This is a genomic window from Kribbella sp. NPDC006257, from assembly GCF_040613535.1.
In the GTDB taxonomy this organism is placed as follows: Bacteria; Actinomycetota; Actinomycetes; order Propionibacteriales; family Kribbellaceae; genus Kribbella.
Map to the genome: position 1 here is coordinate 38,111 of NZ_JBEXSJ010000041.1, position 14,996 is coordinate 53,106.

At 65.9% G+C, this 14,996-nt stretch carries 13 protein-coding genes; 9 read left to right on the top strand and 4 right to left on the bottom strand.

Going from position 1 to position 14,996, the window contains the following annotated elements; translation table 11 throughout:
- The first annotated feature begins 3 nt into the window (after positions 1 to 3).
- Positions 4 to 2,712: an AbfB domain-containing protein gene (locus tag ABZ004_RS34390; RefSeq protein WP_355685581.1), complete on the top strand. Its 2,709-nt coding sequence runs from the start codon at positions 4 to 6 to the stop codon at positions 2,710 to 2,712.
- A gap of 158 nt (positions 2,713 to 2,870) precedes the next feature.
- Positions 2,871 to 3,032: a hypothetical protein gene (locus ABZ004_RS34395; RefSeq protein ID WP_355685583.1), complete on the top strand. Its 162-nt coding sequence runs from the start codon at positions 2,871 to 2,873 to the stop codon at positions 3,030 to 3,032.
- Between the two features lie 482 nt (positions 3,033 to 3,514).
- Here ABZ004_RS34395 and ABZ004_RS34400 read toward each other — a convergent pair whose 3' ends face one another.
- The 3 genes from ABZ004_RS34400 to ABZ004_RS34410 are packed head-to-tail and all read right to left on the bottom strand — an operon-like array spanning position 3,515 to position 5,651.
- The gene (locus ABZ004_RS34400; protein WP_355685584.1) at positions 3,515 to 3,847 is read right to left on the bottom strand and encodes a hypothetical protein; all 333 of its coding nucleotides are present in this window, start codon (positions 3,845 to 3,847) and stop codon (positions 3,515 to 3,517) included.
- A 14-nt stretch (positions 3,848 to 3,861) separates the two neighbouring features.
- Positions 3,862 to 5,139 carry a hypothetical protein gene (locus ABZ004_RS34405; protein WP_355685586.1) on the bottom strand — a complete coding sequence of 426 codons (1,278 nt, stop codon included), beginning with the start codon at positions 5,137 to 5,139 and terminating at the stop codon, positions 3,862 to 3,864.
- A complete protein-coding gene (locus ABZ004_RS34410; protein WP_355685587.1) occupies positions 5,136 to 5,651 on the bottom strand; it encodes a SigE family RNA polymerase sigma factor in 516 nt (171 codons plus the stop codon). Before ABZ004_RS34410 ends, ABZ004_RS34405 begins: the two co-directional genes overlap by 4 nt.
- Positions 5,652 to 5,864: 213 nt before the next feature.
- On the opposite strand from ABZ004_RS34410, the gene ABZ004_RS34415 reads away from it, so the two are divergent.
- From ABZ004_RS34415 to ABZ004_RS34440, 6 genes are all read left to right on the top strand, one after another.
- Positions 5,865 to 9,113, top strand: coding sequence for a discoidin domain-containing protein (locus ABZ004_RS34415; RefSeq protein ID WP_355685589.1), 3,249 nt, complete (start codon positions 5,865 to 5,867; stop codon positions 9,111 to 9,113).
- A 12-nt stretch (positions 9,114 to 9,125) separates the two neighbouring features.
- Entirely contained in the window at positions 9,126 to 9,848 is a 723-nt protein-coding gene (locus tag ABZ004_RS34420) for a FadR/GntR family transcriptional regulator (RefSeq protein ID WP_355685591.1), read from the top strand.
- A complete protein-coding gene (locus ABZ004_RS34425; RefSeq protein ID WP_355685593.1) occupies positions 9,845 to 10,912 on the top strand; it encodes an enolase C-terminal domain-like protein in 1,068 nt (355 codons plus the stop codon). The genes ABZ004_RS34420 and ABZ004_RS34425 overlap by 4 nt, the downstream gene beginning before the upstream one ends.
- A 56-nt stretch (positions 10,913 to 10,968) precedes the next feature.
- Positions 10,969 to 11,946: an aldo/keto reductase gene (locus tag ABZ004_RS34430; RefSeq protein ID WP_355685595.1), complete on the top strand. Its 978-nt coding sequence runs from the start codon at positions 10,969 to 10,971 to the stop codon at positions 11,944 to 11,946.
- Between the two features lie 194 nt (positions 11,947 to 12,140).
- Positions 12,141 to 12,638 (top strand): DUF2505 domain-containing protein, encoded by a 498-nt coding sequence (locus ABZ004_RS34435; protein WP_355685596.1) that lies wholly within the window; start codon positions 12,141 to 12,143, stop codon positions 12,636 to 12,638.
- 79 nt (positions 12,639 to 12,717) lie between these two features.
- On the top strand, positions 12,718 to 12,912 hold the full coding sequence (locus ABZ004_RS34440; RefSeq protein WP_355685598.1) for a hypothetical protein: 195 nt from the start codon (positions 12,718 to 12,720) through the stop codon (positions 12,910 to 12,912).
- Between the two features lie 60 nt (positions 12,913 to 12,972).
- On the opposite strand, the gene ABZ004_RS34445 is transcribed toward ABZ004_RS34440, so the two are convergent.
- Positions 12,973 to 13,851 carry an alpha/beta fold hydrolase gene (locus ABZ004_RS34445; protein WP_355685600.1) on the bottom strand — a complete coding sequence of 293 codons (879 nt, stop codon included), beginning with the start codon at positions 13,849 to 13,851 and terminating at the stop codon, positions 12,973 to 12,975.
- 157 nt (positions 13,852 to 14,008) lie between these two features.
- On the opposite strand from ABZ004_RS34445, the gene ABZ004_RS34450 reads away from it, so the two are divergent.
- Positions 14,009 to 14,650 (top strand): TetR/AcrR family transcriptional regulator, encoded by a 642-nt coding sequence (locus tag ABZ004_RS34450; RefSeq protein ID WP_355685602.1) that lies wholly within the window; start codon positions 14,009 to 14,011, stop codon positions 14,648 to 14,650.
- Positions 14,651 to 14,996: the final 346 nt, after the last annotated feature.

Here is a 14,996-nt window from a genome sequence, read left to right on the forward strand (position 1 = left end):
GGGATGCGCCGCTGGCTGATCCTCGTGATTTCCTTGCTGCTGGCAACTGCTGCGCTACCGGCGACAGCGGTCACCCCCAAGCCGCCTCGGTTGAGTACGCCGTGGACGAGTCAGGTCTCGACGACCAATCCGCTGCCGGAGTATCCGCGGCCGCAGTTGACCCGCACGCAGTGGCAGAGCCTCAACGGTGCTTGGCAGTTCGCGCCGACGGCGAACCTCGACACTCCGCCGATCGGGAGGAATCTCAGTGAGGAGATCCTGGTCCCGTATCCGATCGAGTCGGCGCTGTCCGGCATCCAACGGCACGAGGAGCGGATGTACTACCGGCGGACGTTCGCCGTGCCCGCGAGTTGGTCCGGGCAGCACGTCCAGCTCAACTTCGGCGCCGTCATGTGGCAGTCGAAGGTCTGGGTCAACGGGACGCTCCTCGGCACTCACGAGGGCGGGTACGACGGCTTCTCGTACGACGTGACGTCGGCGCTCAGGGCCGGTGCGAACGAGATCATCGTCGGCGTCTGGGCTCCGGTCGACACCCAGGACATCCCTCTCGGCAAGCAACGACTGAACCGCGGTGGCATCTGGTACACCCCGTCGTCGGGCATCTGGCAGACGGTCTGGCTGGAACCGACTGCGGCCACTCGCATCACCCGGCTCGACGCCACTCCGAACGTCGCTGGAGGCGGCCTCGACCTCGTCGTACAAGGATCTTCTCCTGGGCAGGCGGTGCATGCGCAGGTGTTGTCCGGCGGTCAGGTGGTCGGCGAGGCCGACGGCACGACGGGCACGAGCTTCCGGGTGCCGGTGCCGAATGCGCACCTTTGGTCTCCTGATGATCCGTTCCTCTACGACCTGAAGGTGACGCTCGGCAGCGACGCCGTCGGCGGGTACTTCGGGATGCGGTCAATCGGCAAGGCGATGCTGGGCGGCGTACTGCGGCCGACGCTCAACGGGAAGTTCGTCTTCCAGCTGGGGACGTTGGATCAGGGCTATTGGCCCGATGGGCTTTACACGGCACCGACCGATGACGCGCTGCGGTTCGATCTCGAGCAGCAGAAGGCGCTCGGGTTCAACATGGTTCGCAAGCACATCAAGGTCGAGTCGGATCGCTGGTTCTATTGGGCCGACAAACTCGGCCTGATGGTCTGGCAGGACATGCCCGCGCTGGTGGCCGGCCGGAACGCCTCGGCGACCGGCGAGGCGCGGTACGAGACCGAGCTGCGGCGAATGGTCGACAACCACAAGGGCATCACGTCGATCGTGCAGTGGATCCCGTTCAACGAAGGCTGGGGCGAGTTCCGGGCCGGCCGGATCACGGATCTGGTGAAGTCGCTGGATCCTTCGCGGCTGGTCAACCACAACTCGGGCTCCAACTGCTGCGACTCCGATCCCGACCCGGGCAGCGGCGACATCATCGACGACCACATGTACGTCGGTCCGGCGGTCGCTCGTGCTCCTTCGGCGACTCGGGTCCTGCAGCTTGGCGAGTTCGGCGGACTCGGGCTGCATGTGCCTGGGCATGAATGGTCGACCGGCGACACCTTCGCCTACGAGATGCTCCCGACGCCGGAGGCGTTGACGAATCGCTATGTGCAGATCGCCGATCAGCTGCCCGACCTGATCATCGGGTCCGGGTTGTCCGGCTCGGTCTACACAGAACCGACCGATGTCGAGGACGAGATCAACGGGTTCTTCACCTACGACCGGCAGGTTCGGAAGATGGACTTCGCGCGGGTGCGGGCGGTGAACCTGCGCGTGCTGGCCGCGGCGAGTGGGACCAAGCTGCCTACCGGGAAGCTAGTCTCGTTCCGGGTCACCACGCCGAACTACACGAATCGCTATCTGCGGCACGTCGACGGCGTCGCTGCGACCGAAGTGATCGATGCTGGAAGCAACCAAACTCTCAAGCAGGACGGGAGTTTCTGGGTGCGGAGTGGACTGTCCAACAGCAGTTGCTATTCCTTCGAGTCGCGCAACTTCCCCGGGCAGTATCTGCGTCAGCGAGATCTTCGGGTCTACAAGGAAGCCAACTCCGGCGGGTCTTTCGCGGCCGATGCGACCTTCTGCACTCGTTCGGGTCTGAGTGGCGGCGGTACGTCGTTGGAGTCGGCGGCCCGGCCCGGGTATTTCCTGCGGCATCGCAACTCGGAGGTCTGGCTGGACGCCGATGCGGGTGGTTCCTTCCGTGATGACGCGACTTGGAATCTGGTTCCCGCTTGGTGGAAGAGCGGTGCAGACCTCGCCGTCGGCCAGACGCGGACGTTCCGCGTCTCCACGCCCGGCTACACCAACCGGGTGCTGCGCCACCAGAACGGCCTCGCCCGGACCGACGTCATCGACGCCGGGAGCGCCCTTGGTGATCGCCAGGACGCGAGCTTCGTGGTCAGACCCGGTCTCGCCGAGAGCAGCTGCTACTCACTCGAGTCGGTCAACTTCCCTGGTCAATACCTCCGGCACAGCAACTACCGTTTGCAGAAGGCCGCGAGCGACGGGACGACAACCTTCCAGAAGGACGCCACCTTCTGCGCGCAACCACCACACGCTGGCGGAGCCGGCAACATCTCACTCCAGTCCTTCAACTACCCCACGTACTACGTGCGGCATTCCAACGAACTCGTCTACATCGCCACCGCCGGCGGCCCGAACCCCTGGGACAGCACCACCACCTACGACGCCGACACCACATGGACAAACCAGCCCGCCCTCGGAGGCTGATCATGAAACGACTGTTGATCGCAGTTCCGGGTGACGGCCACTTTGACGCCGACCGCACCACAGGCCGCGTACGCCGTACCGGCGACTGTTGATGCGACCGTGTGCTCGCTTTCGTGCGACACCCTCGATCCGTCGCGGCACAGGAAGACAAGTTTCCCGTGCCGGAGAAGGTGATCAACGGGTGGCGGGTCGTGCTGCGCCTGTCCGACAAGGACGGGATGGCCTGGGGCAGCATCGACAACGGTTCTCCCAACGATGCTGTCTGGCTGGATCGCAGTTGGGACGGCGGCGCGACGCCCGTCGCGTACCGACGGACATGAGGTGTCCGCCTGACTTCCTCTGCCCCACGCTCGCCACCGGGCCGGCAAGCTCTTCCCGAGCCACACCTCATGTCCGTCAGTACGCCCCTCGGCCGCGCCGGGCGAACCAACAGTTCCGAGGGTGTCCCGATCGACAGGATCAATGCGCCAAACCGCCCTCCACCCCAGCCCAGCTGACCCCGAACCCCAGCACCCGACACCAATTGATCCTGTCGATCGGAACCATCCACCTCCTGACACCCATAGAAACGGCCGGGGTCAGCTCTGAGGTTCTGGCAGTTGGCCGTGGAGTTCTCCGTGACCCGACTGGATCAGGTGGGCGATCTGCTGGAGGGTTTCCAGCGGGGTGAGGGTCGAGTTGTCGAGGGATGCCGACCACGGGGAACGCTTCGCTCGTTGGTGGTGGAGGTCGTTCAGGAGATGGGCTGGGGATCGATCTTCGTCGTTGGCCGTTCGGTGGAGAACCGCTTCTTCGGAGGGGTTCAGGGTGATGTGGAAGACGCGGCCCAGGCGTAGGAGGTCGGGATGACCGGGTTGAGGTCGATGGCGTCATAGATGGCGTTGCCTGCGATGAGGACGGTTTCGTAGCTCGCCTCGACGAAGGACTGGGTGAGGTGGACGCACTGGCGTAGTACGAGTGCCGTGCGGGCGTCGTCGTACGGGAGGTCCCAGCGGGGGTCGACCATGAGGAACAAGGCGGCTGACGTAGTTTGCGGGTATGGCGGTTCGGCGGGAGACCTCATCGTGTTGAAGGGGAACTTCGAGAGGGTGTTGGCGTGGTTCGAGGCGGCCGGGGTGCCGGCCGCCTCGGACACTTGGTTCTGGATGACTACTTGTCGAGGGTGGGGTCGGTGAGAAGGGTGAGGATTTGCTCCTTGGTGATTCCGCCGGCCGGGAATTTGTTGCCGGGGTAGAGGATTCGGACGAAGGCAGAATCGCCGTCAGGCTGGCGGAAGGTGCCACCCATCACGTACTTCGGGCCGCCGCCGAACTTCATCGCCATCTCGCCGTACTGGACCTGTTGGCCATTGGGCGCCTGCATCGGCACGCAGGTCGTCAGGATCGAGAGCTGGTCGGGGCATTTGCTGACCCCGACCGAGGAGTCGGTGCCGACCTCGACCGATGCCGTCACGCCCGCCTTGCGCCAGGTCATCAGCAGCGAGCCCTGCTCCGTGACGACCTCGGTCCGATCATCGGTGACGGTGCCGCCGAGCGCTCGGACTGCGGCCGCATGCATCTCCTGCTTCGACGGCAGATAGCCCTTCAGCGCGTTCTCGTGGGACTGCTCGTTCTTGGTCAGCTTCGGCAGGTCGAGCCGGCTGTCCTGGACGAGATCCAGCAGCATCTGGTCGGTGATGCCCATGTCATGCACCGGGATCTCGGTGTTGTTGCCGAACAGCGTGGCGACCTCGACGCTGATCCATTCGCCGTCCGGCTGCTGGTAGAGCACCTGGGCGGCGTCGCCCTTGCGACCGAGCTGCGCCGTCCGGCCGTTCGGCAACTGGACCGTGTGGCAGGTCAGCGGGGTGTCGTAGGAGAAGCCACACTTCTGCGGCGTCCTGTTCTTCGGTTCGATGCCCAGCGCAACGTATCCTTCGGCGCCCGGCTGGCCGGGCATCCGCCAGCCGATCCGGTTGCCGCCGCTCAGGATGGTGCCGAGCTGCCGGTCGACCCGGAAGCCGCCGGAGCTGAAGTCCAGATGCACCTTCCGCGGATCGAGATGGGCATAGATCGCCGCGTTCAGGTTCCGGACGAAGACCGCGTCCCCGCCGGTGCCTTCGACGGGGTCGGCAGGGACCGGCTTGTCGCCGGTGGTGTCCGGCCCGGGGCCGATGCTGGTCGGCGAAGTGGTCGTCGACGACTGGCCCGCGACCGGGCCGCCGTCCGGCAGCGGGCCGGCGTTCGGCGTCAGCCAGCCGGCCATCCCGACACCAATGACGGCGACAGCCGCCACCGCGCCCGTCACGCCACCGCCGGCCAGGAGCTTGCGGCGGCGGAGTCGGCGGCGGCCGCCGGCCAGGTCTTCGGCGAGGGCTCTGGGGAGTAGGTCGTCCTGGGCTGCGGCGGCGGTCGTAAGGCGGTCGCGCAGCAGGTCTTCGTCGATCATCGGTCGGTTCCTCCTAGGGCTCCGAACTGCGGAGCCAGCAAGTCATTGAGGCGCGCCAGGGCGCGCGAGCTCTGGCTTTTCACGGTGCCGGGGCTGCACTGCAGGTCGCCCGCGGTCTCTTCGACGGACAGGCCGAGGAAGTGCCTGAGGACGACCACCCGGCGCTGGCCGAGCGGCAACTGCGCCAGTGCGTCCATCAGCGCTGTTCTGTCCTCGACGCCGGGGCCCGGTACGACGGGTGGTTCCACGCCGTCCAGCCCGGCTTCCTCGCGTCGCCACGGGCGCCGCGATTCGTCGATCCCGGAGTTCACCAGGATCCGGCGGGCATAGGCATCCACGTTGCCGGCCCGCTGCACCCGCGGCCAGGCGACGTACAACTTCAGCAACGCGGTCTGGACCAGGTCCTCGGCCTTGTGCACGTCTCCGCAGAGCAGGTACGCCACCCGCCGGAGCTGGGTTCTTCGCTGTACGACGTACTCGCTGAACTGCTCGTCGCGTCCCGATGCCGCCATCCGCTGTCCCCCTCGATCGTCCCGTCACCGATGAATACGGGACTCCCGGGCGAGAGGTTGTCAGGCTCTCACAACCAAGTTCCAGCGAGACGATAGATCAGATCTATCTAGCCTCGCAGAGAAATGGCTCCGTTTGATCTTCCCAAAGTTGAGCGCACATGTCAGAGTGACGCCGTCGATTGACCTGATCTATCCATCCAGATAGGTGCCGCCATGCCGCGTTCCGCCCGTCGGCTTCTCGCCGTCCTGGCCAGCCTCGCGCTGCCCGCAGTCCTGCTCCCCGCCACCTCGCAGGCGGCGACCGTCACCACCCTGTACGCCGCTCCGTCGGGCGGCCCGGGTTCGGGGACTCTGGCCCGGCCGTTCGGTTCGCTCGAGCAGGCCCGCGACCAGGTCCGCAAGCTCACGAAGAACCAGCGCGCCGACATCCGCGTAGTACTGCTGGCTGGTGACTACCAACGCACCAGCACCTTTCAACTGACCAGCGCCGACTCAGGTCGCAACGGGCACCAGGTGATCTACCAAGCGGCACCAGGCGCCAAGGTCACCATCAATGGCGGCAGAACAGTCACCGGCTGGACGCTCTCCGACCCGGTGAAGAACATCTACAAGGCACACGTCGGCGCGATCGACTTCCGTCAGCTGTACGTGAATGGCGAACGCCAGCAGCGCGCACGTGGCCCGGAGAACCCGCCCGGCTGGTCGAAGACCTCCACCGGCTACACCGACAGCACACAGAGCATGGTCGGCTGGAAGAACCAAGGTGACATCGAGGTCGACAGCCGCTGGGGCTGGATGCACTACCGCTGCCCGGTGCAGTCCGTCGAAGGCACCAAGGTCACCATGCAGCAGCCCTGCTACTGGAACGCCAACCTGCACAAGGGCGAGGAGATCCAGAACCCGACCTGGATCGAGAACGCCTACGAGCTACTGGACTCGCCCGGCGAGTGGTACCTCGACAAAAGCTCCGGTGACGTCTACTACCTCCCTCAACCCGGCCAGAGCCCTACCACCGCAACGGTCGTGGTACCGCAGGTGCAGGACCTGGTAGACGTCACCGGGACCCTCACCGACCCGGTGCAGAACATCCGGTTCGACGGCATCACGTTCTCCTACTCGACCTGGCTCGACCCGAGCAGTGACGACGGGATGGTCGAAGGCCAGGCAGGCTTCCGGATCGTCGGCACCGGTCACCCGGACTTCGACGAAACCCGGCTGACCTGGCTGAAGACACCCGGCGCGGTGAACACCGGCTACAGCCGGAACATCTCCTTCACCGGCAGCACCTTCACCCATCTCGGCGCGGTCGGGCTGAACCTGAACACCGGTTCGCAGGGCACCACGATCCGCGGCAACATCTTCCGCGACGTCGCCGCGACCGGGATCCAGGTCGGTGGCACCGACATCATCGACCACCATCCCGACGACGTACGCGCCATCACCAAGGACAATCTGGTCAGCAACAACCTGATCACCAAGGCCGCGGCCGACTACTCCGGCTCGCTGGCGATCGTGGCCGGCTACACCGAGCACACCGTGATCGAGCACAACAAGATCTACGACCTGCCGTACTCCGGGATCTCGGTCGGCTGGGGCTGGGGCAACACCGATCCGGGCGGCGACACGAACTACCCGGGCAACTTCGGCATCCCGATCTACGACACCCCGACCACCTCGAAGAACAACGTCATCCGGGACAACGCGATCAGCGACATCATGAAGCACCAGGCCGACGGCGGCGCCATCTACACCCTCGGCATGCAGCCCGGAAGTGTTGTCACCGGCAACTACATCAAGGACACCCCGAGCCCGGCGTACGGCGCGATCTACCACGACGAAGGCAGTCGCTACTTCACCACGACCCAGAACGCGTTGTGCAACATCCAGGGCCTCTGGCTGTTCCTCAACCACGGCCTGAACATCGATGCCCAGCGCAACTTCACCACCCAGCCGCGCTCCGCGACCCAGGCCAACACGATCGACTCCACGATCGCCAACAACCCGGTCGTCCCGAGCTGCGACCAGCTCCCGGCGTCGATCGTCAACAACGCCGGCCTCCAACCGGCGTACAGGTATCTCGACCCGCAACCGACTCCGACCGACCGGATGGCACCGACCGCCCCTGGTAAGCCGGTCGTCCGGACAAACTTCCCCACCATCGCCGACCTGACCTGGCCCGCGTCGACCGACCAGACCGGCGTCACCGGCTACTCGGTCTATGCGAACGGCAAGCTGGTGAGCGCATCCCAAACCACATCAGCACGAGTCACCGGCCTGACATCCGGCCAGTCCTACACCTTCACCGTCACGGCTCGCGATGCGGCCGGCAACGAATCCTGCCTCAGCTCAGCCGTCACCGCCACCATGCCGTCCAGCGAAGACATTGCCCTAGGCAAGCAGGTGACAGTCTCGTCGTACTCCGAACCGAACGTCCCCTCGCTCGCGGTCGATGGCAAGCTGTCCACCCGATGGGCGCAGGGTCTCGGCCTTCCGGACCCCTCCTGGTTGCAGGTGGATCTCGGCGCGCAGTACGACCTCACCGGCGTAATCACGACCTTCGAGTTGAGCAACGGCTATCGCTACAAGCTCGATGTCTCGTCCGACGGAAGCGACTGGATCACCTTCGAGGACCACACGGCCGCGGCGACGACACAGTCGGACAACTACGCCTCGGTCCCCGGATCCGTTCGCGGCCGCTATCTCCGGCTGACCGTCGTCGGCTCGAACTTCAACGGCGGCAGCATCTACGAGATCGAGGCATACGGAAAGCTCGCGACAATCACATCCGACGAGCAACCGCCGGCCGCGCTCCCGAAGCCGACGGTGAACGTCCTGCTCCCGACGACGCTCGACCTCAGCTGGCCGACCGGCACCGACAACGTCGGCGTGACCAGCTATGTCGTCTACCAAGACGGCCAGAAGATCGCGACGACTCCGCTGAACCAGCTCCGGGTCGACGGCCTGAGCGCCGGTTCCAGCCACAGCTTCACCGTCGTCGCCCGAGACGCCAACCTCAACGCAGCACCGGCGAGCCCGGCAGCGGAGGTCACCATGCCCGCCGAGACCGGGCTGGCGGTCGGCAAACCGGTGACGGTCTCCTCGTACTCCGAACCGAACGTTCCGGCCCTCGGCGTCGACGGCGACCTGACCACCCGGTGGGCGCAAGGGCTCGGGCTGCCGGACCCCTCCTGGTTCCAGGTGGACCTCGGTGCGCCGACCTCGGTGAAGAGCATCGTGACGAACTTCGAGCTGACCAACGGCTACAAGTACAAGCTGGAGTACTCGCTCGACGGGAGCTCGTGGTCGATGTTCGACGACCACACCGCGGTCGCCACGAGTGTCCGCCGCAACCCGTCGATCCGGACGGTACCGGTGCAGGCGAGATATGTTCGGCTGACCGTCGTCGGCTCGAACTTCAACGGTGGCAGCATCTACGAACTCCAGGTCTACGGCGGTTTCTGAAATGGCAGGCGCATGAACGACGCACAGGGGTACCGGCCGGGGTACGAGGTGGTGGCCGAGCAACTGCTCGGGTACATCGCCGAGCAGGGACTCCGGCCGGGCGACCGGCTACCGACCGAGAAGGGGCTGGCCGAGACCCTCGGCACCGGCCGGTCGGTGACGCGCGAGGCGATCAAGGTGCTCGCGGCCGTCGGGCGGGTCGCCGTACGGAAGGGCGCCGGGATCTATGTGTCCGTGCCCTCCAACCCGGAGGCGGACAGCCAGGTCGGGTACTTCCGGCCGACCGACCTGGCACATGTCGCGATGCTGTTCGATCACCGGCGGCTGATCGAGGCGGAGTCCGCCAGGCTCGCCGCGACGCTCGCCCGGCCCGCTCAGGTCCGCGCGATCCGGGATGCGGCCGATGCGTCGGTCGACGCACAGCACGATCACGCCGCCTTCCGGCAGCAGGACAGGTTGTTCCACGATGCGGTAGCCGAAGCATCAGGCAACGTGTTCCTGCAGTCCGCGGTCACGTCGTTGCGGGACTTCAAGGAGCAGTCCGACCGGCTGCTGTTCGCCGGCGGACTGCCCGGCTCGCTGGAGGTCGCCGCGCAGCAACACGTGCACATTGCCGAAGCGATCGCGGCCGGCGACCCGGACAAGGCCGGTACGGCGATGATCCAGCACATCGACACCACCCAGTCCCAGTTCGAGCAGCGCATCCACGATCGGTTGAAGGCGGCACCGCAGTGAGCTTGATCGACCGTGTCGAGGTGGAACTCGTCGAGATCCCGGCGATGCACCCGTTCCGGTGGCGCGACGGGCTGCCCGGATCGGAACCGGCGCTGCAGGGCGGCGTACTGAAAATCACCACTCGCGACGGGATCGTCGGCCGCGCGTCGACACCGCGTGGGGTGATCGCCAAGGATCTGGTCGAGCGCCGGGTGCGCGACGACCTGATCGGCCAGAACGCCTTGCATCGTGAGTGGTTGTGGCACCGGATGTGGGAGCTCGACCGGATCGAGGAGTTCCCGCTGTACTTCCTCGGGCTGGTCGACATCGCCCTGTGGGATATCGCCGGCCAACTCGCCGGGTTGCCGGTGCACACGCTGCTCGGAACGTATCGGACCGCGATTCCGGCGTACGCGTCGACTGTCACCTATGACTCGATCGACGAGTATCTGGACATCGCGGATCAGTGCCTGGAACGCGGGTTCACGGCGATCAAGCTGCACGCTTGGGGCGACGTACGCCGGGATAGCCTGCTGTGCAAGCGATTGCGGGAGCATGTCGGCGACGACGTGGAGTTGATGTACGACGGGTCGGCCGGCTTCGACCTGCCCGACGCGATCCAGCTCGGCAAGGTGCTGACGGACCTCGGGTTCCGTTGGTACGAGGAACCGATGCGCGAGTTCAACATCACCAGTCATCGCTGGCTGGCCGAGCGCGTCGGCGTACCGCTGCTCGTCGGTGAGACGAGCGACGGGGCGCACTTCAACACCGCCGACTTCATCCAGGCGGGCTCCGCGACGTACGTGCGCACCTCGTCGGGACTGAAGGGCGGCATCACCGGTGCGCTGCGGATCGCCCACCTGGCCGAGAGTTTCGGCCTGCGCGCCGAGGTGCACGGGATGGGCATCCCGAACCAGCACCTCTGCATGGCGATCCCGAACACCACGTACTACGAGGCGCTCGTCTGGGGGAACCCGATCATCACCGACGACGCCGTCGGCAAGGACGGAATGCTCCGCGCCGCCGAGGCGCCCGGTCTGTCACCGGCGGTCTCACCCGGCGAAATCCACTCCACCGTCGGCTAGGCAGCGAGTATTGTGGAGGCACACCTCCGTTTATGCCTAGAGGAGTTCCCCCGCAGATGAAGTACGTGAAGCTCGGCAACACCGGCCTGGACGTCTCCCCGATCTGTCTGGGATGCATGACGTACGGCGAACCGTCGCGCGGCAACCAGCCGTGGAGCCTGCCCGAGGAGGCCAGCCGGACCGGCATCAAGCAGGCGCTCGACGCCGGGATCAACTTCTTCGACACCGCGAACGTCTACTCGGACGGTTCCAGCGAGGAGATCCTCGGCCGGGCCCTGAACGACTTCGCCGATCGCGATGATGTCGTGGTCGCCACCAAGGTCAACGGCACGATGCGGCCCGGTCGCCCGAACGGCGGCGGCCTGTCCCGCAAGGCGATCCTGTCCGAACTGGATGCGAGTCTCACCCGGCTCGGGATGGACTACGTCGATCTCTACCAGATCCACCGGCTCGACCGCACGGTGCCGATGGAGGAGATCCTGGAGACGCTCGACCACGTCGTACGGGCCGGGAAGGTGCGCTACATCGGTGCTTCGTCGATGTATGCGTGGGAGTTCTCGAAGGCGCTGCACCTGCAGAAGGCCAACGGGTGGGCGCGATTCGTGACGATGCAGAACCACTACAACCTGCTCAACCGCGAGGAGGAGCGGGAGATGCTGCCGCTCTGCGTGGACGAGGGCATCGGTGTGATTCCGTGGAGCCCGCTGGCCCGCGGCCGGCTGACCCGCGACTGGACCGACGCGAGTACCAACCGGTCAACCGGCGACGAGCGCTCGCAGTCGCTGTACGGGCAGAACTCCAGCGACCCGGAGATCGTCGACGCCGTCGCCTCGGTCGCCGCCGACCGTGGCGTCCCGCGTGCCCAGGTCGCCCTCGCCTGGGTCTCCAAGCACCCGGCCGTCTCCGCCCCCATCATCGGCGCCACCAAACCCGAACACCTCGACGACGCCATCGCCTCCCTCGACATCCACCTCACCGAAGAAGAGATCGTCCGCCTCGAAGCCCCCTACACCCCGCACGCCATCGCGATCTAGCTTGGCAACCCACGCTTTCCTCCCTTCCCTTTCTTCTCTCACTTCCTCGGAGTGACCAGCCTCCACCACGCTTTCCTTCCTTCCCCTTCTTCTCTCACTTCCTCGGGGTGACCAGCCTCCACCACGCTTTCCTTCCTTCCCCTTCTTCTCTCACTTCCTCGGGGTGACCAGTCGGTAATGTCATGATGTGCGGCATGGAGCTGAAGATGTCGGCGTCGTACGACGCGACCCCTGAGGAAGTATTCGCCATCGTCACCGACGCCACCTTTCGCGAGCAGGCCTGCGAGAAGACCAAGGCGCTCTCGTACGACGTGAAGGTGACGCAGTCCGGCGGTGACACGATCGTCCGGGTGCAGCGCGAGATGCCGTCGGACGACGTACCGGACATCGCCCGGAAGTTCGTCGGCGGAACACTCACCGTCGTGCAGACCGAGACCTGGCACCCGGCGAACGCGGACGGGTCCCGCAATGCCGACGTGAAGGGCGAGATCGCCAACACGCCGGTGACCCTGAAGGGCACCGCGACGATCGGCTCCACCGGCGGCGAGACGGTGCAGGCGATCGACCTCGACGTGAAGGTGTCGGTGCCGCTGATCGGCCGCAAGATCGAGCCGTTCGTCGTCGAGGCGATCCGCAAGGGCCTGCAGAAGGAGCACGAGCTCGGCCGCGACTGGCACGACGGCACCAACTGAGTCACCGTGTCGTTGCACGGCGTACGCGTCCTCCGGTGGCACTCTGAAGAGAACGAGTAGCCACCGGAGGGAGCCTGCTGTGCGGAAACGCCGGACCATCGCGCGCTCGGAAGATACCCAGTACTGCGTGTTCTGCGACGACGTGATGCTCTTCGAGCGGGTCGAAGCGGCCGATCACCCGGTGGACGATCCCGCCGGCGAGTGGATCTGTGTCGCCTGCGGGAGCGCCCTGCTGATCGGCCCGGCGCAGCAGCACCTCCACCACACCGCCTGACCCGTTACGTCCGAAGAACCGGAGGGACGTCTTCTCCACTTCTTCGGACGCAAGCCGTAGTTACAGCGGCGGGCCGAAGCCGCAGAGGACCGAGTGGGCGTGCGCCGGGTCCAGGGCGTTCGCGACCAGTTGGGCGACGCTCGGGTCGAAGGCGAGGCCGACGTGGCCGACCGGGTCGAGCGGGCAGGAGTCCTGGACGAACTCGTTCCTCACCCCGGTCTCCCGGATGAACGACGTCTCGTGCGGCGTCACCAGGAGGTCGGCGCGGGACGCGATCACCGTGTACTTCACCCCCGGCTGGGCGATCGGGCCGGCGGTCAGCTTCTGCACCTCGGACCCGCCGACGATGATCTGGTCGCAGGCCGGACAGCCGAAGTCCCGTAGTACCTGGTCGACCAGTGGGCGCAGGCCGAGGTAGTCACCGACGCTGACCAGCCCGCCGAACGTCGTACCGTGCGTCGGCGGAGCCAGCGCGATCACCTTCGCGACCTTGCCGGCGTACCCGCGGACCTTCGGGCCGTAGATGCTGTGGAAGCCACCCTCCGAATGCCCGACGATGTCCACCTTGGCGGCGCCGGTCGCGGTCCGGACCCGGTCGATGAAGGCCTCGATCTCGGCCGCCGACTGGATGATCGAGACGGTGCCGCCGACCGGAATGGCCGGAGTCGCCTGGCCGTAGGTCAAGGTGAAGGCGCAGTAGCCCTTGGCCGCGAGGAACGGGCCGAGGTAGGAGTAGTTGCCAGGCCCGTTGCCGCCCAGGCCGTGCAGCAGGACCAGCGGTTCCGGGTGCGCGGCGGACGGCTTGCAGGACCAGTCGTCGAAGCCGGACGAGGGCGCGGCTGCTGTTGCGGACTGGGCGGCCGACGCCGCCGTGGCTGAGGTGGCGAGCATCGCGGCGGCCACGAAGGCCACGGCGGCTCGCCTGAGGAGTGTGCTCATGACGGCTCCCGGTTCGGTGACATAAGGTCGGCCTGTCGTGCCATAGGGTAACGGCAGGATGACCGACAGTTGAGCACGAGTTCGTGTTACGAACAAGAGCTCGTGTTCATAACAGACCGATTGGTTACCGGGCGTCGTCGCCGGGTAACGTGCACGCATGGGGCGACTTATCAGAGGACTGGACGCGGACGAGCGCCGAGCGGAGCGCCGCGAGCAACTCCTCGACACCGCGCTCGACCTGTTCGCGGCCAACGGGTACATCAACACGACGATCGAGCAGATCTGCAGTACGGCGTTCGTCGGGACGAAGAGCTTCTACGAGGTCTTCGAGAACCGCGAAGCCTGCTACCTCGCCCTGTTGCAGCGCACGTCCGAGCGGCTCGAGGCCGACATGATGGCGGTCGCGCAGTCCGGCGTCGGGAACGAGAAGCAGGCGGTGCCCGCGCTGATCGCCGCCTTCGCACACGCACTGGTGGACGATCCGCGGGTCGCCAAGGTGACGTTCGGGATCGCCGCCGGGATCTCCGCGACGGTCGAACGCCAGCGCCGGACGAACCGGCGCTGGGCAGCTGGTTTCCTGGAAGGGATCTGGGACCGGTACGACGAGGTGCCGGCGAAGGACCCCGCCGACAAGCGGATGCGGCACGCGGTCGCGATCGGACTTGTCGGCGGTCTCTTCGACCTGATCTCGGACTGGCTACTGGACGCGAACCTCAAGTCAGCCGATGAGCTCGAGATCCTCATCGACGACATGACCACCTTCTACATAGTCGTCCGCCGAGGCCTCGGCCCCCGCTGAACCACAAAAGCAAGAGAAAAGAAGCTTGTTCAGAAGCTTTAGGCAAGAAAAAGACACAAGCAACAGAAAAAGACAAGAAATAGAATGGCGGGGTGCCTGGCCGGCGCGGCCTGCCGGTGCGGCCGTTGCGTGGTCGATGGCGACCAACAGATGCCTGAGTACGGCGTACAGCGGGAGCCTGAGAGAAGTCGGCCGTTGAGCGTTTGATCAGAACACGCATCCACCTACCACCGACCAGATGCCTAGGGCCGTCCTAGACAGCAACCATCAGTTCATTACGAGATACCAGTTCTTCGCTCGCGGCCATATAAGCGTTCCGAGCTGGTCCCGCAGACAGCAGCCGGCG